Genomic DNA, 24,139 nt, shown 5'->3' on the forward strand with positions numbered 1-24,139 from the left:
GTGGATCCAATGACGATGTTACGTCCCGCTATACTGTTGTTTATTCTGCTGTCTCTGATTACCGGCGGGCTTTACCCGCTGATGACTACCGCGCTGGGCCAGTGGTGGTTTAAAGATCAGGCCAACGGCTCGCTGATTATCCAGAACGGTGAAAACCGCGGCTCGCGTCTGATTGGGCAGAACTTTACGGACCCGCGCTACTTCCAGGGACGCCCTTCCGCCACTGCGGAAAGCCCGTATAATCCAATGGCCTCCGGCGGCAGCAATCTGGCTGGCAGTAATCCTGACCTGGACAAAGCCGTTGCTGAACGCGTTGCCGCCCTGCGCGCCGCGAATCCGCAGGCCAGCCGTGAGGTGCCGGTTGAGCTGATCACCGCTTCCGCGAGCGGGCTTGATTACAGCCTGACGCCGGATGCGGTGGTGTGGCAGATCCCACGCGTGGCAGCCGCCCGTCAGCTGACCGTCGAGCAGGTGAGCCAGCTGGTTGCAGAACATACGCAAAAGCCGCTGGTCAGCTTCATCGGCATGCCGGTAGTGAACATTGTTGAGCTGAATCTGGCGCTGGACGCGCTAAGGAAGAACTAAATGACCGACGAGCCCATGCGCCCGGATCCGGACAGGCTGCTTGAACAGACGGCTGAAGCCCACCGCGGCAAGCTGAAAATTTTCTTCGGCGCCTGCGCGGGCGTCGGGAAAACCTTCGCCATGCTGACGGAAGCCCAGCGGCTTCGGGCGCAGGGGCTTGATATTCTCATCGGCGTGGTGGAAACCCACGGTCGCAAAGAGACGGCTACGCTACTGACGGGGCTGGCGACGCAGCCGCCCCAGCGTATCAGCCATCGCGGGCGGCTGGTCACTGAGTTTGATCTTGATGCCGCCCTCGCCCGCCGCCCTGCCCTGATCCTGATGGACGAACTGGCGCACAGCAATGCGCCAGGCTCCCGCCATCCGAAGCGCTGGCAGGATGTTGAGGAGCTGCTTGAGGCAGGCATTGACGTCTTCACCACGGTGAATGTTCAGCATCTGGAAAGCCTGAACGACGTAGTGAGCGGCGTAACCGGTATCCAGGTGCGGGAAACCGTCCCCGATCCGTTTTTTGATTCTGCCGATGAAGTCGTACTGGTTGACCTGCCGCCGGACGATCTGCGCCAGCGCCTGCACGAAGGCAAAGTGTATATTGCCGGCCAGGCCGAACGCGCCATCGAACATTTTTTCCGCAAAGGAAACCTGATTGCCCTGCGCGAGCTGGCCCTGCGCCGCACCGCCGATCGCGTTGATGACCAGATGCGCGCCTGGCGAGACCTACAGGGACAAGAGCGCGTCTGGCACACGCGGGACGCCATTCTGTTATGCATTGGTCACGGCAGCGGCAACGAAAAACTGGTTCGCACCGCCGCCCGGCTGGCAGCGAAATTTGGCAGCGTCTGGCACGCGGTCTACGTCGAAACGCCGCAGCTGCATGGCCTGCCAGAAAATCAGCGTCGCGCCATTTTGAGCGCGCTGCGGCTGGCGCAGGAGCTGGGTGCCGAAACCGCCACCCTTTCCGAACCGCAGGAAGATAAAGCCATTCTGCGCTACGCGCGCGAGCACAACCTGGGCAAGATTGTCATTGGACGTCGACAGCATCGCCGCTGGTTTAGCCGCGAATCTTTTGCCGACAGGCTGGCCCGCCGCGCGCCGGATCTTGATTTAGTCATCGTCGCGCTGGATGACAAGCCCGCCCCTCTGCCCAACCGTACGCCGGATGCTCGCACCTTTGGCGAAAAATGGCGCATTCAGATCCGGGGTTGCCTGGTGGCAGTGGTCCTTTGCGCCCTGATTACGGTGATTGCCAGCCAGTGGCTCATCGCCTTCGACGCCGCCAATCTGGTCATGATTTATCTGCTCGGCGTCGTTGTGGTCGCGCTCTTTTATGGCCGCTGGCCGTCGGTGCTGGCAACGGTGATCAACGTCATCAGCTTCGACCTTTTTTTTATCGCTCCGCGCGGGACGCTTGCTGTCTCGGACGTGCAGTACATTCTGACTTTTGCCGTGATGCTTACCGTCGGGCTGGTGATCGGGAATCTGACGGCAGGCGTACGCTACCAGGCACGCATTGCCCGCTATCGCGAGCAGCGCACGCGCCATCTGTATGAAATGTCAAAATCGCTGGCGGTTGGCCGCACGCAGCGAGATATCGTGCAGACCAGCGAGCAGTTTATCCGTTCGACCTTTCATGCCAGTAACCTGATTTTGCTCCCCGACGAACAGGGGCGCCTTCGCCCGCTGACCTCCCCTTCGGGGATGACGCCCTGGGATGAAGCGATTGCCCGCTGGAGTTTCGATAAGGGGTTACCTGCCGGCGCCGGCACCGACACTCTGCCCGGCGTGCCTTACCAGATCCTGCCGCTGCGCAGCGCGGATAAAAATCACGGGCTGGTCATCGTCGAGCCGTCTAACCTGCGTCAGCTGATGATCCCAGAGCAGCAGCGCCTGCTGGAAACCTTCACCCTGCTGGTCGCCAGCGCCCTTGAACGGCTGGCGCTCACCGCCAGCGAAGAGCAGGCGCGGCTGGCAAGCGAGCGCGAAAGTATTCGCAATTCGCTGCTGGCAGCGCTGTCTCACGATTTGCGCACCCCGCTTACCGTGCTGTTTGGCCAGTCCGAAATTCTGACGCTGGATCTGGCGGCGGAAGGATCAAAGCACGCGATGCAGGCCAGCGAAATTCGCCAGCACGTGCTGAATACCACGCGCCTGGTGAACAACCTGCTGGACATGGCGCGCATTCAGTCCGGCGGGTTTAACCTCAAAAAAGAGTGGCTCACCCTTGAGGAGGTTGTCGGCAGTGCGCTGAAGATGCTGGAGCCGGGTCTCGGCGGGCGCCATATTGAGCTGGACATGCCGGAACCCCTGACCTTAATCCATGTGGATGGCCCGCTGTTTGAGCGCGTGCTGATTAATCTGCTGGAAAACGCGGCTAAATACGCCGGGACAAAGGCCCGGCTGGGGATTGCTGCCAGGGTGGATAAACGTGTGCTGCGGCTCGACGTCTGGGATACCGGGCCGGGTATTCCGGCTGGTCAGGAGCGCGCCATATTCGAAAAATTTGCGCGCGGTAATAAGGAATCCGCCATTCCGGGCGTTGGGCTGGGTCTGGCGATCTGCCAGGCGATTGTCGACGTGCATGGTGGCACTATTTCCGCAGAGAACCGCCCGGAAGGTGGGGCACGCTTTTGTGTTACACTTCCTCTTGAAACCCCACCAGAACTTGATGAATTACCAGAGGATTTGTGATTAACGTTCTGATTGTTGAAGATGAGCTCGCTATCAGCCGATTTCTGCGTACCGCGCTGGAAGGCGACGGCTTGCGCGTGCATGAAGCCGGTACGCTTCAACGGGGGTTAATTGAAGCCGCCACCCGCAAGCCAGATCTGGTGATCCTGGATCTGGGACTTCCGGATGGCGACGGCATCGATTTTATTCGTGAGGTGCGTCAGTGGAGCCAGATGCCCATTCTGGTGCTCTCTGCCCGCACCGAAGAGACGGATAAAATCGCCGCGCTGGATGCCGGAGCGGATGATTATCTGATCAAACCGTTTGGCATTGGCGAGTTACAGGCCCGGCTTCGTGTGGCGCTGCGTCGACACAGTGCCACGTCCCCTTCCGATCCGGTGTACGCCTTTAGCGATATCCGCGTCGATCTTGCCGCCCGCCGCATCGTGCGAGGGGAAGAAGAGATCCACCTTACGCCTATCGAATTTCGTCTGCTGGCCGTGCTGCTCAATAACCACGGAAAAGTGTTAACGCAGCGACAGCTGTTAAGCCAGGTCTGGGGACCGAATGCTGTCGAGCATAGTCACTATTTACGCATTTATATGGGACACCTTCGCCAGAAACTTGAAGCCGATCCCGCGCGTCCTCGTCATTTATTAACAGAAACCGGTATCGGATATCGGTTTATGATCTGAATAAGTATTCACTTTAATTTTAAATAAAAAACATACCAGCCTTAATATAGCCATGAAAATAACGATGAGTTTATTTTCATAGCTATATCCGCCCTCTTTAAACACAATTAAAACATCAAATTAACACCGAACCAACAAAACAGCATTTTGATCTGCGTTATTCACTCAAAACGATTAATTATTTCTGAAATGATCGGTTATTGGTGATCTGTTTCACAGTTAATCCCTTTTTCCTGGATAAAATGACCATGCTTTCAATTACTGAAAGGAAACTGAACATGGAAAACAATAATCGTTTAATGCCCCATATAAGGCGGACAACACATATCATGATGTTTGCCCACCGTAACTGTTTTGACTTTCATCTCTTTAACGCCCGGTAGTCCTTCGACTTCTGGCGCATCTGCTTACAGGTTATCCTGAAAAACGCTATTTTACAGGCTGTTGCCTGTGAACACCTGCGCTCATTCCTTGTGATTCAGATTCTCCGCAACCGGGCGGACTGAATTCTACTCAGCAAAAAAGCAATTAACTGATTTCGTATCAGCGGACACGCTTTGCTTTTTTTTCCGGAAATAATCGATTTCTTTACCGCAAGAAGTCGAGGGCCCCATATTGCCTGAAATAAAGAGATAAAGATGAAAACGTTAAAAATTGCCGTCAGCCGTGCCTGCCCTGAATGCTTTACCACTTCGCGCGACATCGTGGATATCACCGCATCAGATTATATTGATGTGGCAGCCGTGGTTCTGGCCGTCAGCGATATTTTCAATGGCGCCATAGAAGAAATAGAAGCCACGGGATTCGGTATCCCGGTGTTTATTGCCACGCATAAAGAAGAAAGGGTTCCGGCTGAATTTCTGTCGCGTATTCACGGCGTTTTTGAGTACTCCGACACCAGCAATGCGTACTACGGACGCCAGCTTGAAGCGGCTGCGCAGAAGTACGAAACCCAGCTCCGCCCGCCGTTCTTCCGCGCGCTGGTCGATTACGTCCAGCAGGGGAACAGCGCGTTTGACTGCCCCGGACATCAGGGAGGCCAGTTCTTCCGCCGCCATCCGGCCGGAAACCAGTTTGTCGATTTCTTTGGCGAAACGCTTTTCCGCGCCGATCTGTGCAATGCCGACGTGGCAATGGGCGATCTGCTGATCCACGAAGGCGCGCCATGCATCGCCCAGCAGCATGCGGCAAAAGTCTTTAATGCGGATAAAACCTACTTCGTGCTGAACGGCACCTCCTCTTCCAACAAGGTGGTGCTCAATGCCCTGCTCACGCCAGGCGATCTGGTGCTGTTCGATCGCAATAACCATAAATCTAATCACCACGGGGCGCTGTTACAGGCGGGCGCGACGCCGGTGTATCTGGAAACGGCGCGCAACCCGTACGGGTTTATCGGCGGTATCGACGCACACTGTTTCGACGAGAGCTACCTGCGGGAGCTGGTGTCAGAGGTCGCGCCTGGCCGTGCGCGGGATGAACGTCCGTTCCGTCTGGCGGTGATCCAGCTGGGCACCTACGACGGTACCATTTATAACGCCCGTCAGGTGGTGGATAAGATTGGTCACCTGTGCGATTACATTCTGTTTGACTCCGCCTGGGTGGGTTACGAGCAGTTTATCCCGATGATGGCCGACTGCTCGCCGCTGCTGCTGGAGCTGAACGAAAACGATCCGGGCATTCTGGTGACCCAGTCGGTGCATAAGCAGCAGGCGGGCTTCTCGCAAACCTCGCAAATCCATAAGAAGGACAGCCACATAAAAGGCCAGCCGCGCTATGTCCCGCATAAACGCCTCAACAACGCCTTTATGATGCACGCCTCCACCAGCCCGTTTTATCCGCTGTTTGCCGCCCTGGATATCAACGCCCGCATGCACGAGGGGCAAAGTGGGCGCAACATGTGGATGGACTGCGTGGTGACGGGTATTGAAGCGCGGAAACTGATCCTTCAGAACTGTCAGTTTATTCGTCCGTTCGTGCCGGAGACGGTGGATGGCCGTCCATGGGAAAGCTGGGATACGGCAGAGATTGCTACCGATCTGCGCTTCTTCCATTTCGTTCCGGGCGAACGCTGGCACGCCTTTGAGGGATACGCCGAGCATCAGTATTTTATCGATCCCTGCAAACTGCTGCTAACTACGCCGGGCATCAACGCCCGCACCGGTGAGTACGATGATTTCGGCGTGCCCGCGACCATCCTCGCCAACTTCCTGCGTGAAAACGGCATCGTGCCGGAAAAATGCGACCTCAATTCCATTCTGTTCCTGCTCACCCCGGCGGAGGACATGGGCAAATTGCAGCAGCTCGTCGCCCAGCTGGTGCGCTTCGAAAAACTGCTCCAGAGCGATGTGCCGCTGAAAGAGGTTCTGCCCTCTCTTTATAAGCAACATCCGGAACGTTATGCGGATTATACCCTGCGTCAGATTTGTCAGGAGATGCATGACCTCTACGCCCGCCATAACGTGAAGCAACTGCAAAAAGAGATGTTCCGCAAGTCTCACTTCCCGCGCGTCATGATGAACCCGCAGGAGGCGAACTATGCCTATCTGCGCGGTGAGGTCGAGCTGGTGTCCCTGCGCGACGCGGAAGGCCGTATCGCCGCGGAAGGCGCGCTGCCTTACCCACCGGGGGTGTTGTGCGTGGTGCCGGGAGAAGTCTGGGGCGGTTCCGTGCTGCGCTATTTCGCCGCGCTGGAAGACGGGATCAATCTGCTGCCGGGTTTTGCGCCGGAGTTACAGGGGGTTTACGTCGAGGAGTGTGACGGTCGCAAACAGGTGCGCTGCTACGTCATCAAACAACCTGCCGCTCAGCCATCGCTGCTGAAAGGAGAAAAATTATGAGTAAGGCCAACAAGATGGGCGTGGTGCAACTCACTATTCTCACCATGGTGAATATGATGGGTTCGGGGATCATCATGCTCCCCACCAAGCTCGCTGAAGTGGGGACGATTTCGATTATCTCCTGGCTTGTTACCGCCGTGGGTTCGATGGCGCTGGCGTGGGCGTTTGCCAAGTGCGGTATGTTCAGCCGCAAGTCCGGCGGCATGGGCGGCTATGCCGAATATGCGTTTGGTAAGTCCGGTAACTTTATGGCGAACTATACCTATGGCGTGTCGCTGCTGATCGCCAATGTGGCGATTGCCATTTCCGCTGTCGGTTACGGCACAGAGCTGTTTGGCGCGACGCTGACCCCGGTGCAAATTGGGCTGGCGACCATCGGCGTGCTCTGGATCTGCACCGTCGCTAACTTTGGCGGCGCGCGCATCACCGGACAGCTCAGCAGCATCACCGTCTGGGGCGTCATCATCCCGGTTGTCGGCCTGTGCATCATCGGCTGGTTCTGGTTCAGCCCGACGCTGTACGCCAATTCCTGGAATCCGCATCACGTACCGTTCTTCACCGCCGTGGGATCGTCCATCGCCATGACGCTGTGGGCCTTCCTCGGGCTGGAGTCGGCCTGTGCGAATGCGGAAGTGGTGGAAAACCCGGAGAAAAATGTGCCGATCGCGGTACTCGGCGGGACGCTGGGGGCGGCGGTGATCTATATCGTCTCAACCAACGTGATTGCGGGAATTGTGCCCAACATGGATCTGGCTAACTCCACGGCGCCGTTCGGACTGGCGTTTGCGCAGATGTTTACGCCGGAGGTAGGGAAAGTGATCATGGGACTGATGGTGATGTCCTGCTGCGGCTCGCTGCTGGGCTGGCAGTTCACCATCGCCCAGGTATTCAAATCTTCCGCTGACGAAGGTTATTTCCCGAAAATCTTCTCCCGCGTCACCAAAGCGGATGCGCCGGTGCAGGGTATGCTGGCGATTGTGATTTTCCAGAGCGGTTTGTCGCTGATGACCATCAGCCCGTCACTGAACAGCCAGTTTAACGTGCTGGTCAACCTGGCGGTGGTGACGAACATCATTCCGTACATTCTGTCGATGGCGGCGCTGGTGATTATTCAGAAGGTGGCGAAGGTGGATCCGCGCAAAGCCCGGGCGGCCAATATCGTGGCGCTGATTGGGGCGATTTACAGCTTCTATGCGCTCTACTCGTCCGGTCAGGAGGCGATGCTGTATGGGGCGATGGTGACATTCATGGGCTGGACGCTGTACGGTCTGGTCTCACCACGGTTTGAACTGAAGAATAAACATAGTTAAAAAAGAAGCCCGGTGGCACTGGCGCTTACCGGGCCTACGAGGTCAATGCAAAACGGCAACCCTGAGGTTGCCGTTTTTTATGTTTTCTCCCTCTCCCAGTGGGAGAGGGCCGGGGTGAGGGCATCAGCCCGCACCAGATCACGACTTATGCGTTTTTCAGCACTTCGCTGACAATCTCTACCGCTTCTTTCTCAATCTGCTGGCGGTGCTCAGCGCCGAGGAAGCTTTCGCAATAGATTTTGTACGCATCTTCCGTACCGGATGGACGCGCGGCGAACCAGCCGTTTTCGGTCATCACCTTCAGGCCGCCGATCGATGCGCCGTTACCCGGCGCCGCCGTCAGGCGCGCGGTGATCGGGTCACCTGCCAGGGTACTGGCACTGACCATCTCCGGAGAGAGTTTTGACAGAGCTGCTTTTTGCGCAGACGTGGCGCCAGCCTGAATACGGTTATAGCTTGGCGCACCAAAACGTTCCGCCAGCTCGTTGTAATGTTCCTGCGGGTTCTTACCGGTGACCGCGGTGATTTCCGCCGCCAGCAGGCACATGATGATGCCGTCTTTATCGGTTGACCATGGGGTGCCGTCGAAGCGCAGGAAGGATGCCCCCGCGCTCTCTTCACCGCCAAAGCCGAAGCTGCCGTCGTGCAGACCATCAACAAACCACTTAAAGCCCACCGGCACTTCCACCAGCTTGCGACCCAGCGCGTCGACCACACGGTCAATCATAGCGGAAGAGACCAGCGTTTTACCCACCGCGACCTCTTTGCCCCACTGCGGACGGTGCTGGAAGAGATAATTGATTGCAACAGCCAGGTAGTGGTTCGGGTTCATCAGCCCTGCCGGGGTGACGATACCGTGGCGGTCGTAGTCCGGGTCGTTGGCAAACGCCAGATCGAACTTGTCGCGCAGCGCCAGCAGGCCAGCCATTGCGCATTCGGAGGAGCAGTCCATACGGATCGCGCCGTCTTTGTCCAGGTGCATAAAGCGGAAGGTCTGATCGACGTGATCGTTCACGATGGTCAGATCCAGCTTGTAGTGCTCGGCAATGCGTTTCCAGTATTCAATACCGGAGCCGCCCAGTGGATCCACGCCCAGCTTCAGACCGGCTTTCTGGATAGCGGCCATATCGACGATATCCGCCAGCCCTTCCACGAACGGCTGCACCAGATCCTGCTCTTTCACGTGGCCGGAGGCCATGGCTTCATCCAGCGAGATGCGTTTCACACCGTTCAGACCGTTAGCCAGTAATGCGTTGGCACGATCTTCCACCACTTTCGTGACGTTGGTATCCGCCGGGCCACCGTTAGGTGGGTTGTACTTGATGCCGCCATCTTCCGGTGGGTTGTGGGACGGGGTGATCACAATGCCGTCAGCCTGCGCGCCACCTTTTTTGTTGTGTACCAGAATAGCGTTAGAAACCGCTGGCGTTGGCGTGAAACCGTTGTTCTCCTGAACAATCACGTCTACGCCGTTCGCCGCCAGCACTTCCAGCACGGAGATAAAAGCAGGTTCAGACAGGGCGTGGGTATCTTTCCCTACATAGCACGGACCGGTGACGCCATTTTTGGCGCGCTCTTCCGCGATGGCCTGAGCAATGGCCAGAATGTGCGGTTCGTTAAAGCTGTGGCGCGCCGCACTACCGCGGTGGCCAGATGTACCAAACTTCACTGCGTGTTCTGCGTTGCCCACAACCGGCTTCAGCACGTAGTACTGCGCGGTCAGTTGAGCGACGTTAATCAAATCGCTTTGTTGTGCAGGTAGTCCTGCACGGCTGTGATTTGCCATTGCCTGGTCCTTCTGATGCAAGGGTTAAATTGTACCGCAAACCTTTTCGATCAATTCCGCCGGGAACTGCATGGACTGCATGATATGTTCGATCATGCTGCACTTACGGCCCGTATTGGTGTTGGTGATCACCCAGTATGGTGTACCGGGAACGTGTTTGGGCTTGGTTTGGTTGCCATTTTGCAGCAGGGTCTGCTCGTCGCCTGCGAAGTAAACGCGCGTGCGACCGTGCAGCGACTCTGTCGCTTCTGCAAATGCGTTGTTATCCAGTGAGTAAAGTGTAGACAGCACCAGCATAAAGCGGTTAACCGCCTTTTTCTGCTCGGCATATTCATCGGACAGCAGCAGCTCGCGCATCGCGCGCACTTTGTCTTTTGCCGGCATGACAGCAGGTTTTACTTGTGCAACAACGCTCGGCTGAGACACGACATCTTTAGTGACAGGAGTGGGCTGTGAGGCGGCGGAAATTTTAAGCATGCGCCGTAAAATGTCGGACGCGCTCTCCCCAATATGCCGCGTCTGGCTGGCAATATACTGATAGAGTTCGTCATCAACTTCGATTGTTTTCATCTTAATCCAGTGCGATATCTTATCTGAATACAAGTCGTTGAGATTATAAGGTCAAATCCCAACAGCGGATAGCGTCAAACCAGGTTGGCGGCAAAAGTCAGATTAAACTGGATCCTTGCCCCCGGGCGGCAGAATGGTCAACATGATACCCTAACCTGACAAACCTAAAAAAAGAACTTTGCCATGAAATTGAATACCCGAGCGCAAACTGCACAATCGCCGAACAATAATTCTCCCATCGTACTGGTTCACGGCCTGTTTGGTAGCCTGGATAATCTGGGTGTGCTGGCGCGCGATTTAGTGACCGATCACGCGATCCTCCAGGTTGATATGCGCAATCACGGTCTTTCTGGGCGCTCGGAGGAGATGACCTACGCAGCCATGGCGCAGGATCTGCGGGACACCCTCGATGCGAATAATATCCAGAAAGCGACGCTTATCGGGCATTCAATGGGCGGCAAAGCGGTGATGGCGCTCACTGCGCTGGCCCCTGAGCGAATTTCCGGGCTGGTGGTCATCGACGTTGCGCCCGTCAATTACGACGTTCGCCGTCACGATGAGATTTTTGCCGCCATCAATGCGGTCACCGAAGCGGGTGTCGCAACCCGCCAACAGGCGGCTGCCGTTATGCGTGAGCATCTTGATGAGGAAGGCGTAGTTCAGTTCCTGCTGAAATCGTTTGTTGACGGACAATGGCGCTTTAACGTCCCGGTATTGTGGGATCAGTATTCGCATATTGTGGGCTGGGAAACCGTCCCCGCCTGGCCGCACCCTACCCTTTTTATTCGCGGCGGCAACTCCCCTTACGTCACTGATGCGTACCGTGACACGCTGCTGGCGCAATTCCCGCAGGCTCGCGCTCACGTTATTGCGGGTGCCGGGCACTGGGTACACGCGGAAAAACCGGATGCCGTCCTGCGCGCCATTCGCCGCTATCTTACTGATACAGCGAATTGATTAAAAAGCCAGCGACCGGAAGACGACGGGCTTCCAGTCGTTGGCGTGTGGATTTGGGTGATGTATGATGGCGCGCTTATCGCCCGGGCATTAGCAGGGCGGCGTGTTTCCCCCGAAGTCTCAGAATCATGGCCAAAGAACAAACGGACCGTACGACACTAGATCTGTTCGCGAATGAGCGTCGACCGGGACGACCGAAAACGAATCCGCTTTCGCGCGATGAACAGCTGCGTATCAATAAACGCAACCAGCTTAAACGCGATAAAAATCGTGGGCTTAAGCGTGTCGAACTGAAGCTTAATGCCGATGCCGTCGATGCGCTTAACGAGTTAGCTGACGCGCGCAACATCAGCCGCAGCGAACTGATCGAAGAGATGCTGATCGCCCAGCTTGAGACGTTACGCGGCAAGGCGTGAGTCAGAAAATCCCCAATATTACCTTTTTCATGTAGCACAGAGTGCAGTCCTGCGTGATAGCTGTTTCCGCAGGGTTGCCTGTTCTGCTATTATTGCCCTTATCCGTGGACAATTTGCGCCACCATACCATTAAGTTTCAAGAGGTTATTTCACTCATGGCAATCATCGGCATTTTCTTTGGCAGTGATACCGGCAATACTGAAAATATCGCAAAAAACATTCAAAAACAGCTCGGTAAAGACGTTGCTGATGTGCATGACATCGCCAAGAGCAGCAAAGAAGATCTCGAGGGCTATGACATCCTGCTGCTGGGCATCCCGACCTGGTACTACGGTGAAGCACAGTGTGACTGGGACGATTTCTTCCCGACGCTGGAAGAAGTAGACTTCAACGGCAAGCTGGTTGCCCTGTTTGGCTGTGGCGATCAGGAAGACTATGCTGAGTATTTCTGTGATGCGCTGGGCACTATTCGCGACATCATTGAGCCACGCGGTGCGGCGATCGTCGGTCACTGGCCAACGGCGGGTTACCATTTCGAAGCGTCCAAAGGTCTGGCAGATGACGATCACTTCGTTGGCCTGGCCATTGATGAAGACCGTCAGCCAGAGCTGACCGCTGAGCGTGTAGAAAAATGGGTTAAGCAGGTTCGTGAAGAGCTGAACCTGGACGATATCCTTAACGCCTGATATCCCTGCGGCGCAACTCCGGTTGCGCCCGTTTTCCAGGTAGAACCGATTAAATTAATTGCTACAAACTTTTAACTTTTTCGCCCAGACCTGTACAATATCCCCCTGGTAAAAAGTGGGTGCCATCGAACAAGTTTGTTGGTGATACCACGTTTTTATAAGCATACTTTGCTTGAGACTTGCAGTTTTCATTTAGCCATGGCAGTTCTATAATGAGACGCATTATCCCAAGTGCATTTTCTGTCACTTCTTCTTTTGAAGTGAATCGTTTAGCAACAGGACAGATTCCGCATGACTGACAACAATACCGCATTAAAGAAAGCTGGCCTGAAAGTAACGCTTCCTCGGTTAAAAATCCTTGAAGTGCTTCAGGGGCCAGACAATCACCATGTCAGTGCGGAAGACCTTTATAAGCGTCTTATCGATATGGGTGAAGAGATTGGGCTGGCAACCGTCTATCGTGTGCTGAACCAGTTTGATGACGCGGGCATTGTTACTCGTCATAATTTCGAAGGCGGTAAATCCGTGTTCGAGCTGACTCAGCAGCATCACCACGATCACCTGATCTGCCTCGACTGTGGCAAGGTCATTGAATTTAGCGATGATTCCATTGAATCACGCCAGCGTGAAATCGCCGCCCGTCATGGCATCCGCCTGACCAACCACAGCCTGTACCTGTACGGTCACTGCGCTGAAGGCGATTGCCGCGAAGACGACCACGCGCACGACGCGAAATAATATCGTGTTCATACTCTGAGCCAGCCGTAAGGTTGGCTTTTTTTTGCCTGAAAAAAGCCCGGTGGTGCTGCGCTTACCGGGCCTACGGGCTGTGACACCGTTGTAGGCCCGGTAAGCGCAGCGCCACCGGGCGTAAAGCAACTTATTTATTGTTATTGCGAATCTCGTCCCAGATCTTATCGCAACGCTTCGCCACTTCCTGATCGTTACCGCTTTTCCGCGCCTGGATACAGGCCTGGTAATCCATCACGCGAACATTTTCCTGCGTCGCAAACTGCTCATGCGCTTTCTCTTTTTTCAGCACATTCAGCACGCTCTGGCAGGCTTCAATCTTCTCTGGCGATCCTTGTGCTGTATTGATGCAGGCGCTATACGCCTCCTTCAGACGGGAGTCTTCTTTCTGCGCCTGATCCTGCGCACACGCCACCAGCCCCGATGCCAGCAGCGCAACGATTACCATTTTTTTCATCATATGCAGTCTCCATGCAGGCGGGATTTCGCCCGCCTGCGTATTCATCAGAAGATTGTGAATGGCGCAATGACCATGAATTTCACGTCACGTTCATCCTGGAAGATGTTGCCGTAACCGCCCGCGTAGCTCGGGATATCGGAGTGGTTGTCATACTGGGTGAAGTGCAGTTTGAACATCGTGCCTTTCGCACGGCCCTCCTGAAGGGTGTAAATCGCATCCAGGCTGTATGAAGACTCTTTCAGACGGTAGTTCGGATCGTAGTAGGCGTCTGGCGTAGCCATATCTGCTGGCTTCGCGTCCCAGGCGTACGCGTAGGACGCACCCACCGCCCAGCCAGGCAGGTTCCAGTTCTTCAGGTCATACATTGCGCCGAAGAAGACCGCCTTTTCGCCGTCGGCGTTGAAGTCAGAGCGGTTATCCCACCAGATATCCAGACGACCATTGGAAGAGGCGTAGGTTGGCGTCATACGTTGCAGGAAGTAGCCCTGCTGCCCTTCTGCCTTGACCCATGTTCCCTCCAGACGTAAATCAACCTGACCTACCTTGTAGCCGAAGGTCAGCGCCTGTAACCACGCGGTGCCGTCATAGATATCATTTACGCTGCCATCACTGACTTTGTCGCGCGTACCGTAGAACTGATAGCTGGTGCTCAGCGGGCTACCCGCGATATCAAATTTGTAGCTGGCTTTAGCAAAGTACTGATCGATATAGCCTTCAGCCTGACCAAAAGCAGCTTCCAGCACCAGATCGTTTTTGAAGTCGTACTTCGCCCCCAGCGAGTGGAGATAATCAACTTTGGTTTTTTTATCGTTCTGATAGAACTTGTCCATCTCAATGTGCCACGGCGCTTTGTACTCGTTGGTCCACATATAGGAGAAGCTCAACGCCCCCGCATCGCCGTAGTCAAAATTAGCACCGGCTTCCGCACCCTGATAAGTGCCTGGCATAAAGCTCCAGTGCGGTGCTAACAGCGTCTGACCAGTTGGCTGGATATAACCTCCACGCGCCCAGACCGGACCATATTTGAATTTTGCAGCCGCTTTATACAGGCTGATTCCGCTTTTATCGCCGGACCAGTCTTCGTCGTAGGCTTTATTGCTGGAGGAGAACGCAATTTCGTTCGGATGGCCGCTGTCGCCATTTTCGGCCATTTCAATTGCGGTGAACGCTGCAATATCGATCCCGAACATATCGGCGGCATATCCCGACTGGAAATCAAGGTTGGCGTTCCAGGTCGAGTGAGAAAGGTTGGTTTTGTATTTATCTTCAGTGACGTCTTTACGGTCACGCTCACGCTGCCAGTAATAAATACCGCCCGTGAGGGTGGAATCTTCGATGAAACCTGCTGCTTTTGCCTCTGGCGCAACCACCAGGCCCGACATTGCTGTCACACCGGCGATAGCCAGCGCCAGCGCACTACGTTTGCCACTGAACGTACGCATATGTTTATCCTCTTTGACGTATAAATTGCTGTTACCAAAGGCAAACAGCGAAAAAATAAAATGAAAAAGTAGCGTTGAGAAAAACCTCGTTGACTACAATGGTTAGACTATTTTTCGCGACGCGAATTATCAATCTCTTTCTGTAACGGGAATGTAAGAATATGAGCAACCGCACATATTTCATCGTTTTCTGTTACATTTCATTCATAACTCCAAAAATGCGGGCGTTTGACAAAAAACCTTTTATTTCCATAAACATGTAATCGGTTTCATCGTTTAAACATTTGAGATGTTTATTTTTTAATTGAAATCATTTATGAAAATAATAAATTTTGAATTGTTATTAATTCGCTGCGCAAAGCGGGTTCTCCCTTACTCTGACAGTACCCGTTAAAGGATGTGAGATTGCTCGCTTTTTCTAAATTAACCGTCTGTTTTTACTGTTTCTCGTCTTGACGCTGCCAAAAGACCTCATTAATTATGTGGTCAGGTTATACGTATAAGTTGGCGCACATATGGCAAAAAGAATGACGCAACGCGATGTCGCTGCACTGGCGGGAGTTTCTCAGGCGGTGGTCTCAGTAGTGTTAGGCATGGGAAAACACGCCTATCCCCAGGAGACAGTTGCCAGAGTGGAAAACGCGGCGAAACAACTGGGCTATGTACCAAACCGCTTCGCCCAAGCATTGAAAACCAATAAAACACTGTCCGTGGCCTGTATTATTCCGGACATTGCCAACCCGTTTTATGCCTCGCTGATACGCGGGGTGCAATCGGTGATGGATGCCCATCGTTATGATGTCATCGTTGCCAGTACCGATGCTGTGCGGGAAAGGGAACTGCATTTTCTGAACTGGTCGGCTCAGGGGCGCGTCGATGCCGTAATTGGCACTTTTTTTCATGCCGGCGTTAATGATTTTGAACCCTATCTCATGGCCGGTTTTCCCATCGTCCGGCTTGAAGCGGAGTATAAAACCGCCGGGAATTTGCCGTTACACAATATTTTTATCGACAACACCGCTGCCGCCCGCCGCGCTGTCGAATATCTGCTGGCTCAGGGGCACAAACACATCTGTATGATCGCAGGCGCTGGCGGCCCGGCTGGTGCCCGTGTGAAAGGCTATCAGCAGGCGATGGTGCAGGCTGGCCTTACGCCACAAATTCTTATGCAAGCAGATTTCTCAGAACCTACCAGCTATCAGTCCGCACTATCACTTTTCCGCAATGTTCCTCGCCCGGACGCTATCTTTGCCGCCAACGATGTAATGGCTATCGGCGTGATGCGGGCGGCAAGAGAGACGGGAATAACCATTCCCGGGCAGCTTGCCGTGGTCGGTTTTGATGATATCCCCTCGGCCGGACTGGTCACCCCTTCCCTGACCACTATCGCCCACTTTCCGGAACTAATCGGACAAAAAGCCGGTGAAATCCTGATGAATCACCTGTCCGGGGAACAGGATTCACCGGGAAGCACAACCGAAATGCCCTACCGCCTGGTAAAAAGGGAATCCGCCTGACTGGCGATTAATTACAGAGAAAAGGATGAAAAAATGGAATTACCTTCAGATTATTACCAGCGCGTTTACGCTGGGGTATTAGGGAAATTGATCGGCGTGTATCTGGGTCGCCCTTTTGAAGGCTGGACCTGGCAAAAAATCATGCGGGAACTCGGACCAATACGGTATTACGTTAATGAAAAATTCAATCGCCCTCTGGTGATTACCGATGACGACGTAGCCGGAACATTCACATTTATTCGCGCGCTTGAGGATTACGCGTTACCGCCAGACCTGACAGCCGAACAGATGGGGCACTGTTGGCTGAATTACATCATTGATAAGCGCACTATCCTCTGGTGGGGGGGTAATGGTAATTCAACAGAACATACGGCGTGGCTGAATCTTAAAAAGGGTATCCCTGCCCCGCTGAGTGGCGCTATCGCCACCAATGGCAAAACCATCGCAGAGCAAATCGGCGCGCAAATTTTCATTGATAGCTGGGCGCTCGTGGCTCCCGGCCAACCGCAACTGGCGGCGTCTCTGGCAAAAACAGCCGCCAGCGTGAGTCACGATGGGGAATCCGTTTATGCCGCCATGCTTTGGGCGGCAATGGAGTCACAGGCTTTTATCTGCCAGGACATCGAAAAACTGATTGCCACAGGCTTATCCGTTATCCCCCCAGATTCGCAAATTGCCATACTGGTCGCCGATGTCTGCCGCTGGCGCCAAGAGGATAACGACTGGCAGACGACGCGCCAGAAAATTGAAGACCACTACGGCTACCATAAATATCCCAGCAACTGCCATGTGATCCCCAACCACGCGTTGATGATTATGGCGATGCTCTACGCGCCGGACGATTTCCAGCAGTCCCAGTGCATCGTTAATACCTCCGGATGGGATACCGACTGCAATGCGGGCAACGTTGGCTGCCTGTCTGGAATTATGCTCGGGTTACAGGGTATTGACGCCGGCCCGGACTGGCGCGGCCCGTTGGCGGACAGAATGCTAATCTCTTCCGCGGACGGCGGTTTTTCCATCAACAACGCAGTACGCATTACGGATTATCTGGTGGATTTAGGCCATCAGATTGCCGGGCTTCCGCGCCCTGAACCGAAGAAAGGTGGGGCTCAATACCATTTCTCCCTGCCGGGAAGCGTACAGGGTTTTCGCTGGCTGAAGGAAGAGAATACCGCTCCGGTTGAGGTGAAAAACGAAGCCTGGCAGGGGCAGCAGATGCTGAGCATTCATTATCATCACCTCGCGCAGGGTCTTCAGGCCAGTGTGACCACGCAAACTTTTACCCCGCCGGAAATCGTGGAAATGCGCAGTTACGATCTCATGGCCACGCCACTGATCTACCCTGGACAACGCTTGCACGCTACGCTTATTGCCCCATCGGACAATATCTCGTCGCTTAACGTGCGGCTGTGCTATCGGGTCTATGACGATAACAATTGTCTGATCCCTTGCTACGGTGACACGCACCACGTTGCCCCAGGCGAAGAAATAACGCTCTCGCTGGATATCCCTGACTGTAAAGGCCAACCAATAGGTGAAATTGGCGTGACGCTGAGTACCGACGCCCGTACTGCCCGTGGTCGACTCCTTATCGACAGCATGTGCTGGGATGGCGTCCCGAAACTGACCCTGCGCAAACCCGCCGGAGAGAACGACTTCTGGTGGCGCTCATGGGTCAACGGAGTGGATCTCTTTTCCCGCCATTATCCAACCAGCTTTCGGATCTCAAAAGAATACGATGAGGGTTTAATCATTCACGGCACTCGCCAGTGGAATAACTATCGGGTGCAAAGTGACATCACGCTGCATTTGGGTGACTACGGTGGTCTGGCCTTCCGGGTACAGGGGATGAGACGTTACTACGCAGCGCGCGTAATGCGCGACGGAAAGGTACAGATAATACGCGTCCGCGACGCGGTGACCCGTATTCTGGCAGAAACCGTCCTGTCTGACGTTTATGAGCGGCCCCTCGTTTTCGATATCGCTGTTATGGGAAACACCCTTACCGCCACTGTCGATGGAAAAACCCTTTCCGTGGAAGATACCGAACGTGAAGCGTTTGCCGATGGTGGGATCGGGTTATTGATATGCGCCGGTGCGCTGTCAACCGACGCTATCCATATCTGCGCCAATGAAACGGTATCACAACAAGGGATGAAAAAATGAAAACAACAAACAGGCTACGGGCCCTGGCCCTGGTCGTTGCGGCATTACTCTCAGGATGTAAAGAGGATAAACCGCAGCAGGTTACAATTGAATTTATGCACTCCTCCGTAGAGCAAGAGCGCCAGGCCGTTATACGCGGCCTGATCGACCGCTTTCAGAAAGAAAACCCTACTATTACCGTGAAGCAGGTGCCGGTGGAAGAGGACGCCTTTAATACCAAAATGATTACGCTTGCCCGTTCAGGCGCGTTGCCGGAAGTGATCGAAGTTAGCCATGACTACGCCCGGGTAATGGACAAAGAGTCGCTAATCGATCACAAGGCGGTAAAAGCCCTGATAGAGAAACAAGGGGAAGCGTCTTTCTATGACGGCGTGTTGCGTATTGTCCGCACCGAAGACGGAAATGCATACACTGGCGTACCCATTAGCGCCTGGTTACAGGGGATCTGGTATCGAAAATCCGTACTGGCTAAGGCAGGGATTAGTGAGCCCAAAAACTGGGCCCAATTGCTGGATGCGGCGCGCAAGCTGACCAAAATCGGTGACAAAAAATACGGTATCGCTCTGCCGACGGCAGAGAGTGTGATGACCGAGCAAACTTTTTCCCAGTTTGCGCTTTCAAATCATGCCAACGTATTTAATGCTGACGGCAAGGTCACCGTCAACTCACCGGAAATGCTCGCGTCGCTGAATTATTACCGCGATCTTTCCCGATACACGATGCCCGGCTCTAATAATGTTATGGAGATCAAAGACGCCTTTATGAACGAGACTGCACCGATGGCGGTCTATTCGACCTACATTCTGCCAGCTATCGCTCAGGAAGGTTCGCTGGCCGACATCGGCTTTGTCGTTCCGACTGAAAAAACCTCTGCGGTGTATGGCGTAATCACTTCATTAACCATCACTACTGGGCAGAAGGAAGAAGAGACGGAAGCCGCTGAAAAATTCGTGTCATTTATGGAGCAAGCGCAAAATACCGCAGAATGGGTATTAATGTCGCCAGGGGCGATGCTGCCGGTGACAAAAGCCGTTGCTGCACACACCGTTTACAAAGATAACCCGGCTATTAAAGCCTTTGGCGATCTGACGACTCAACTGATTGCTCAGTATCCGCATATGCAGGTCTTTGGTTCCGTCGGTGAGAAGAATTTCACAGGGATGGGGGATGTCACCGGCTCCGCTATTCTCAGTGAAATGGTCAATCAGGTGACAGTAGGAAAACAGGAGACTGCCCCCGCGCTGGAACGCAGCCAGCAGCGAGTAGCTGAACTTTTGCAACGCCATTAACCCTCAAAAAAAACGCCGCATTACGCGGCGTTTGTTTCTCATTGACCATGCCAGCGTTATTATTCGCCGATCTTAGTCCAGGTATCACGCAGACCGACGGTACGGTTAAATACCGGTTTTTCCGCCGTGCTGTAACGGCTGTCCAGGCAGAAGTAACCCTCACGTTCAAACTGGAACGCTTTACCGGCTTCAGCGGCTTTCAGAGACGGCTCGGCATACCCCTGTTTGATAATCAACGACTCAGGGTTGATAACCGCCAGGAAGTCCTCCGCAGCGCCTGGGTTAGGTACGCTGAACAGACGATCGTAGAGACGGATCTCAACCGGCAGCGCATGCTGCGCACTCACCCAGTGGATCACACCTTTCACTTTACGGCCATCCGCCGGATCTTTACTCAGCGTCTCTGCGTCGTACGTACAGAAGATGGTCGTGATGTTACCTTCCGCATCTTTCTCTACGCGCTCGGCTTTGATCACATAGGCGTTACGCAGACGCACTTCTTTGCCCAGCACCAGACGCTTGTACTGCTTGTTCGCTTCTTCGCGGAAGTCGGCACGATCGATCCAGATTTCACCGCTGAACGGCACGTCGCGGGTGCCCATTTCCGGTTTGTTCGGATGGTTAGGCATCGAGACCAGTTCGCTTCCACCCTGCGGATAGTTTTCGATGACCAGTTTCACTGGATCGATCACTGCCATCGCGCGCGGCGCGTTTTCGTTCAGGTCTTCGCGAATGCAGGATTCCAGAGACGCCATTTCGATGGTGTTGTCCTGCTTGGTAACGCCAATACGTTTGCAGAACTCACGAATGGACGCCGAGGTATAGCCACGACGACGCAGGCCAGAGATGGTTGGCATACGCGGGTCGTCCCAGCCTTCAACGTGCTTGTCGGTCACCAGCAGGTTCAGCTTACGCTTGGACATCACGGTGTATTCCAGATTCAGACGAGAGAACTCGTACTGACGCGGATGCACAGGAATGGTGATGTTATCCAGCACCCAGTCATACAGACGACGGTTGTCCTGGAACTCCAGCGTACACAGCGAGTGCGTAATGCCTTCCAGCGCATCGCTGATGCAGTGCGTGAAGTCGTACATCGGGTAGATGCACCACTTGTTACCGGTCTGGTGGTGTTCCGCGAACTTAATGCGGTACAGCACCGGATCGCGCATCACGATGAACGGAGACGCCATATCGATTTTGGCGCGCAGACACGCTTTGCCTTCTTCGAAGCCACCGGCACGCATTTTTTCAAACAGCGCCAGGTTCTCTTCCACGCTGCGATCGCGGAACGGGCTGTTTTTGCCAGGCTGAGTCAGCGTACCGCGGTATTCACGGATTTCGTCAGCAGACAGTTCGTCGACGTACGCCAGACCTTTGTTGATCAGTTCAACCGCATAGGCATACAGCTGATCGAAATAGTCAGAGGAGTAGCAGATATCGCCAGACCAGTTAAAGCCCAGCCATTGCACGTCGTTTTTAATCGACTCAACGTATTCGATGTCTTCTTTTACTGGGTTGGTGTCATCGAAACGCAGGTTGCACTGCCCCTGGTAGTCTTGCGCAATACCAAAGTTCAGGCAGATCGATTTGGCGTGACCAATGTGCAGGTAGCCATTTGGCTCCGGCGGGAAACGCGTGTGGACTGTGGTGTGCTTACCACTGGCCAGATCTTCATCGATGATCTGACGAATAAAGTTACTCGGGCGGGCTTCTGCCTCACTCATCGTGGATTCCTCAAAGCGTAAACAACGTATAACGGCATATGATCTTATAAGCCGGACGTAGTGACAACCCTTAAAACGTCCCGGAAGAAAATAATGGGGGCAAATGCTGCAAAAAAAAGCGGCGGAGGATATCCCCCGCCGCTAAAGGCATGACTCTACTCAGGAGCGATTACTTGCCTTTAATCTCATACAGTGGCGTCTGGCCTGCAACCACCTGACCCTGCGCCTGGATCACCAGACCGCTGAAGTCGTCGATGTTGCTGCACACTACCGGGCTAATCATGGAGCGCGCATTGGCATTGAGGTAATCCAGATCCATCTCCAGAATCGGCTGACCTGCCACCACTTCGGCACCCTCTTCCACCAGGCGAGTAAAGCCCTGACCGTTCAGCGCAACGGTATCGATACCCATATGGACAACGATCTCCGCGCCTTTTTCGGTTTCGAGGCAGAACGCGTGGTTAGTATTGAAGATTTTCACGATAGTACCAGCTGCCGGAGAGACCACGGTTTTGTCCGTTGGTTTCACCGCCACGCCGTCACCGACCGCTTTGCTGGCGAACGCTTCGTCAGGCACCTGCTCAAGCGCAACAACGTCACCTGTCACCGGAGAGACCAGCGCAGCGATGGTCACCGCATTTGGCACCGCCTGCGGTTTTGCAACCGGCGCGTCAGCTACTGGCGCGCTGTCCGTTGAGGCGGCTGCGACCGGCCCACGGGCAACCACTTTTTTCATTTCATCGCCGATCGATTCGGCTTTCGCACCCACGATAACCTGGATGGTTTGCTTATTCAGTTTCACCACACCCGACGCGCCCAGGCGTTTGCACATTGCATCGCTCACGCGTGCAGAGTCACCTACGGTCAGACGCAGACGGGTAATACAGGCATCGATCGCTTTCAGGTTGTCAGTACCGCCTACAGCGGCAATGTAGCTGGTTGCCAGCTGGGTTAAACCTTCTTCGGTATTGCTGTTTGCTTCACTGGTCACCACATCGTCTTTCGTATCTTCGCGGCCCGGCGTTTTCAGGTTAAACATACGAATAACCGCGCTGAACAGAACGAAGTAGATAACGAAGAATACCAGGCCCATCACCACCAGCATCCAGACGTTGCTGCTTGCCGCTGGCAGGTTGTACATCAACACATAGTCGATGGCGCCTGCGGAGAAGGAGAAGCCAGCATGGATACCCAGAAGGGTGGCGACGAACAGGCTGATACCGGTCAGGATCGCGTGCATCAGATACAGCAGCGGAGCCAGGAACATGAACAGGAATTCCAGTGGCTCGGTCACGCCGGTCAGGAAGGCGGTGATCGCAACGGACAGCAGCATCCCGCCAACCATTGGGCGACGCGCTTTCGGCGCAGCCAGGTACATTGCCAGCGCAGCGCCAGGCAGACCAAACATCATGATTGGGAAGAAGCCAGACATGAACATGCCCGCGGTGCCGTCGCCTGCGTAGAAGCGGTTGATATCACCGTGGAACACCGCGCCAGCCGCGTTGGTGAACTCACCAATCTGGAACCACGCGATGGTGTTCAGTACCTGATGCAGACCGGTTGGGATCAGCAGACGGTTAATGAAACCGAAGATGCCCGCACCCATTGCACCCGCAGACACGATCCACTCGCCGCCCGCATGGATAGCATGCTGCACCGGTGGCCACACGTAGCCAAAGATGGCTGCGAGGATCAGACAGAAAAAGCCCGTCGCAATCGGCACAAAACGTTTACCGCCGAAGAAGCTCAGGAAGTCAGGCAGTTTGATACCCGCCCAACGGTTGTACACGGCACCACCGACCAGACCGGTAATGATACCTGCCAGCACACCCATGTTGATTTCAGGGTTGATGGTTACCATCGCTTTCGTGAGGATGAAGTAACCGACAGCCCCTGCCAGTGCCGCGGCACCAGCGCTGTCTTTAGACCAGCTTGACGCCACACCGATGGCGAAAATCAGCGCCAGGTTGTCAAAAATTGCGCCGCCTGCCTGGGCAATAAACGGCACGTTAAGAAGATCGGGTTGCCCGAATCGCAGCAGCAATGCTGCAACCGGTAGCACGGCGATAGGGAGCTGCAAAGCCCTACCGAGGCGCTGGAAAAAACCTAAAATATTCATCCTATTCCCCCTACGAGACCCATTGTTAAGACTCGCGCATAAACTATGTTTTTATTGTGTCACGAACGATAGATACAGTTGATGATTCACTGGCAGTGTGAGTGTGTGAAAAATTAATTCGTATCGCAAATTAAACACCTATTTTTTGTGATTATTG

Annotated in this window: 19 protein-coding genes; 13 read left to right on the forward strand and 6 right to left on the reverse strand. The window is 54.4% G+C overall.

From position 1 onward, the window contains the following. Positions 1-9 precede the first annotated feature (9 nt). The 6 genes from kdpC (at position 10) to potE (ending at position 8,094) form a co-directional block, all read left to right on the forward strand. Positions 10-585 carry a potassium-transporting ATPase subunit KdpC gene (gene kdpC, locus SK58_RS17500; protein ID WP_015571119.1) on the forward strand — a complete coding sequence of 192 codons (576 nt, stop codon included), beginning with the start codon at positions 10-12 and terminating at the stop codon, positions 583-585. Then, complete coding sequence (gene kdpD, locus SK58_RS17505; protein WP_048220269.1) at positions 586-3,273, forward strand: two-component system sensor histidine kinase KdpD; 2,688 nt, start codon at positions 586-588, stop codon at positions 3,271-3,273. It begins immediately after the preceding gene. Then, complete coding sequence (kdpE, locus tag SK58_RS17510; protein ID WP_033486402.1) at positions 3,270-3,947, forward strand: two-component system response regulator KdpE; 678 nt, start codon at positions 3,270-3,272, stop codon at positions 3,945-3,947. Before kdpD ends, kdpE begins: the two co-directional genes overlap by 4 nt. A 278-nt stretch (positions 3,948-4,225) precedes the next feature. Further along, positions 4,226-4,330 carry a leader peptide SpeFL gene (gene speFL / locus SK58_RS22540; RefSeq protein ID WP_003858645.1) on the forward strand — a complete coding sequence of 35 codons (105 nt, stop codon included), beginning with the start codon at positions 4,226-4,228 and terminating at the stop codon, positions 4,328-4,330. Between the two features lie 255 nt (positions 4,331-4,585). After that, on the forward strand, positions 4,586-6,784 hold the full coding sequence (gene speF / locus SK58_RS17515; protein ID WP_015571121.1) for an ornithine decarboxylase SpeF: 2,199 nt from the start codon (positions 4,586-4,588) through the stop codon (positions 6,782-6,784). Next, positions 6,781-8,094 carry a putrescine-ornithine antiporter gene (potE, locus tag SK58_RS17520; protein ID WP_003858648.1) on the forward strand — a complete coding sequence of 438 codons (1,314 nt, stop codon included), beginning with the start codon at positions 6,781-6,783 and terminating at the stop codon, positions 8,092-8,094. The genes speF and potE overlap by 4 nt, the downstream gene beginning before the upstream one ends. 145 nt (positions 8,095-8,239) lie before the next feature. Here potE and pgm read toward each other — a convergent pair whose 3' ends face one another. Both pgm and seqA read right to left on the reverse strand, forming a co-directional pair. Continuing rightward, positions 8,240-9,880, reverse strand: coding sequence for a phosphoglucomutase (alpha-D-glucose-1,6-bisphosphate-dependent) (gene pgm, locus SK58_RS17525; RefSeq protein WP_048220270.1), 1,641 nt, complete (start codon positions 9,878-9,880; stop codon positions 8,240-8,242). A gap of 24 nt (positions 9,881-9,904) precedes the next feature. Then, positions 9,905-10,450 (reverse strand): replication initiation negative regulator SeqA, encoded by a 546-nt coding sequence (gene seqA / locus SK58_RS22960; protein WP_003858650.1) that lies wholly within the window; start codon positions 10,448-10,450, stop codon positions 9,905-9,907. A gap of 183 nt (positions 10,451-10,633) precedes the next feature. Here seqA and ybfF point away from each other — a divergent pair, with 183 nt between their 5' ends. The 4 genes from ybfF (at position 10,634) to fur (ending at position 13,247) form a co-directional block, all read left to right on the forward strand. Then, a complete protein-coding gene (gene ybfF / locus SK58_RS17535) occupies positions 10,634-11,407 on the forward strand; it encodes an esterase (protein WP_023296122.1) in 774 nt (257 codons plus the stop codon). A 128-nt stretch (positions 11,408-11,535) separates the two neighbouring features. Next, on the forward strand, positions 11,536-11,823 hold the full coding sequence (gene ybfE, locus SK58_RS17540) for a LexA regulated protein (protein WP_003858652.1): 288 nt from the start codon (positions 11,536-11,538) through the stop codon (positions 11,821-11,823). Between the two features lie 155 nt (positions 11,824-11,978). Continuing rightward, a complete protein-coding gene (gene fldA, locus SK58_RS17545; RefSeq protein WP_003858653.1) occupies positions 11,979-12,509 on the forward strand; it encodes a flavodoxin FldA in 531 nt (176 codons plus the stop codon). 291 nt (positions 12,510-12,800) lie between these two features. Next, positions 12,801-13,247: a ferric iron uptake transcriptional regulator gene (gene fur / locus SK58_RS17550; protein WP_010428651.1), complete on the forward strand. Its 447-nt coding sequence runs from the start codon at positions 12,801-12,803 to the stop codon at positions 13,245-13,247. A 142-nt stretch (positions 13,248-13,389) separates the two neighbouring features. Here the strand turns inward: fur and chiQ are convergent, their stop codons facing one another. Both chiQ and chiP read right to left on the reverse strand, forming a co-directional pair. Beyond that, a complete protein-coding gene (gene chiQ, locus SK58_RS17555) occupies positions 13,390-13,716 on the reverse strand; it encodes a ChiQ/YbfN family lipoprotein (RefSeq protein WP_032102682.1) in 327 nt (108 codons plus the stop codon). Between the two features lie 47 nt (positions 13,717-13,763). Further along, the gene (gene chiP / locus SK58_RS17560) at positions 13,764-15,161 is read right to left on the reverse strand and encodes a chitoporin ChiP (RefSeq protein ID WP_017694280.1); all 1,398 of its coding nucleotides are present in this window, start codon (positions 15,159-15,161) and stop codon (positions 13,764-13,766) included. Positions 15,162-15,688: 527 nt separating this feature from the next. On the opposite strand from chiP, the gene SK58_RS17565 reads away from it, so the two are divergent. The 3 genes from SK58_RS17565 to SK58_RS17575 are packed head-to-tail and all read left to right on the forward strand — an operon-like array spanning position 15,689 to position 20,136. Next, positions 15,689-16,678 carry a LacI family DNA-binding transcriptional regulator gene (locus SK58_RS17565; protein ID WP_225986312.1) on the forward strand — a complete coding sequence of 330 codons (990 nt, stop codon included), beginning with the start codon at positions 15,689-15,691 and terminating at the stop codon, positions 16,676-16,678. A 33-nt stretch (positions 16,679-16,711) separates the two neighbouring features. Continuing rightward, positions 16,712-18,847, forward strand: coding sequence for an ADP-ribosylglycohydrolase family protein (locus SK58_RS17570; RefSeq protein WP_032647708.1), 2,136 nt, complete (start codon positions 16,712-16,714; stop codon positions 18,845-18,847). Continuing rightward, positions 18,844-20,136, forward strand: coding sequence for an ABC transporter substrate-binding protein (locus SK58_RS17575; protein ID WP_017694283.1), 1,293 nt, complete (start codon positions 18,844-18,846; stop codon positions 20,134-20,136). The genes SK58_RS17570 and SK58_RS17575 overlap by 4 nt, the downstream gene beginning before the upstream one ends. Before the next feature lie 59 nt (positions 20,137-20,195). Here the strand turns inward: SK58_RS17575 and glnS are convergent, their stop codons facing one another. After that, positions 20,196-21,863 (reverse strand): glutamine--tRNA ligase, encoded by a 1,668-nt coding sequence (glnS, locus tag SK58_RS17580; protein WP_015571127.1) that lies wholly within the window; start codon positions 21,861-21,863, stop codon positions 20,196-20,198. 169 nt (positions 21,864-22,032) lie between these two features. Beyond that, positions 22,033-23,982 carry a PTS N-acetyl glucosamine transporter subunit IIABC gene (gene nagE, locus SK58_RS17585; RefSeq protein WP_048220271.1) on the reverse strand — a complete coding sequence of 650 codons (1,950 nt, stop codon included), beginning with the start codon at positions 23,980-23,982 and terminating at the stop codon, positions 22,033-22,035. Positions 23,983-24,139 lie beyond the last annotated feature (157 nt).

This window comes from Enterobacter sp. BIDMC93 (genome assembly GCF_001037805.1).
In the GTDB taxonomy this organism is placed as follows: Bacteria; Pseudomonadota; Gammaproteobacteria; order Enterobacterales; family Enterobacteriaceae; genus Enterobacter; species Enterobacter hormaechei_C.

Bases quoted from the DNA above. Each gene is read 5' to 3' on its own strand.
- kdpC (WP_015571119.1), top strand. From the start codon at position 10: ATGACGATGTTACGTCCCGCTATACTGTTGTTTATTCTGCTGTCTCTG.
- kdpD (WP_048220269.1), top strand. From the start codon at position 586: ATGACCGACGAGCCCATGCGCCCGGATCCGGACAGGCTGCTTGAACAG.
- speFL (WP_003858645.1), top strand. From the start codon at position 4,226: ATGGAAAACAATAATCGTTTAATGCCCCATATAAGGCGGACAACACAT.
- speF (WP_015571121.1), top strand. From the start codon at position 4,586: ATGAAAACGTTAAAAATTGCCGTCAGCCGTGCCTGCCCTGAATGCTTT.
- potE (WP_003858648.1), top strand. From the start codon at position 6,781: ATGAGTAAGGCCAACAAGATGGGCGTGGTGCAACTCACTATTCTCACC.
- pgm (WP_048220270.1), bottom strand. From the start codon at position 9,880: ATGGCAAATCACAGCCGTGCAGGACTACCTGCACAACAAAGCGATTTG.
- seqA (WP_003858650.1), bottom strand. From the start codon at position 10,450: ATGAAAACAATCGAAGTTGATGACGAACTCTATCAGTATATTGCCAGC.
- ybfF (WP_023296122.1), top strand. From the start codon at position 10,634: ATGAAATTGAATACCCGAGCGCAAACTGCACAATCGCCGAACAATAAT.
- ybfE (WP_003858652.1), top strand. From the start codon at position 11,536: ATGGCCAAAGAACAAACGGACCGTACGACACTAGATCTGTTCGCGAAT.
- fldA (WP_003858653.1), top strand. From the start codon at position 11,979: ATGGCAATCATCGGCATTTTCTTTGGCAGTGATACCGGCAATACTGAA.
- fur (WP_010428651.1), top strand. From the start codon at position 12,801: ATGACTGACAACAATACCGCATTAAAGAAAGCTGGCCTGAAAGTAACG.
- chiQ (WP_032102682.1), bottom strand. From the start codon at position 13,716: ATGAAAAAAATGGTAATCGTTGCGCTGCTGGCATCGGGGCTGGTGGCG.
- chiP (WP_017694280.1), bottom strand. From the start codon at position 15,161: ATGCGTACGTTCAGTGGCAAACGTAGTGCGCTGGCGCTGGCTATCGCC.
- SK58_RS17565 (WP_225986312.1), top strand. From the start codon at position 15,689: ATGACGCAACGCGATGTCGCTGCACTGGCGGGAGTTTCTCAGGCGGTG.
- SK58_RS17570 (WP_032647708.1), top strand. From the start codon at position 16,712: ATGGAATTACCTTCAGATTATTACCAGCGCGTTTACGCTGGGGTATTA.
- SK58_RS17575 (WP_017694283.1), top strand. From the start codon at position 18,844: ATGAAAACAACAAACAGGCTACGGGCCCTGGCCCTGGTCGTTGCGGCA.
- glnS (WP_015571127.1), bottom strand. From the start codon at position 21,863: ATGAGTGAGGCAGAAGCCCGCCCGAGTAACTTTATTCGTCAGATCATC.
- nagE (WP_048220271.1), bottom strand. From the start codon at position 23,982: ATGAATATTTTAGGTTTTTTCCAGCGCCTCGGTAGGGCTTTGCAGCTC.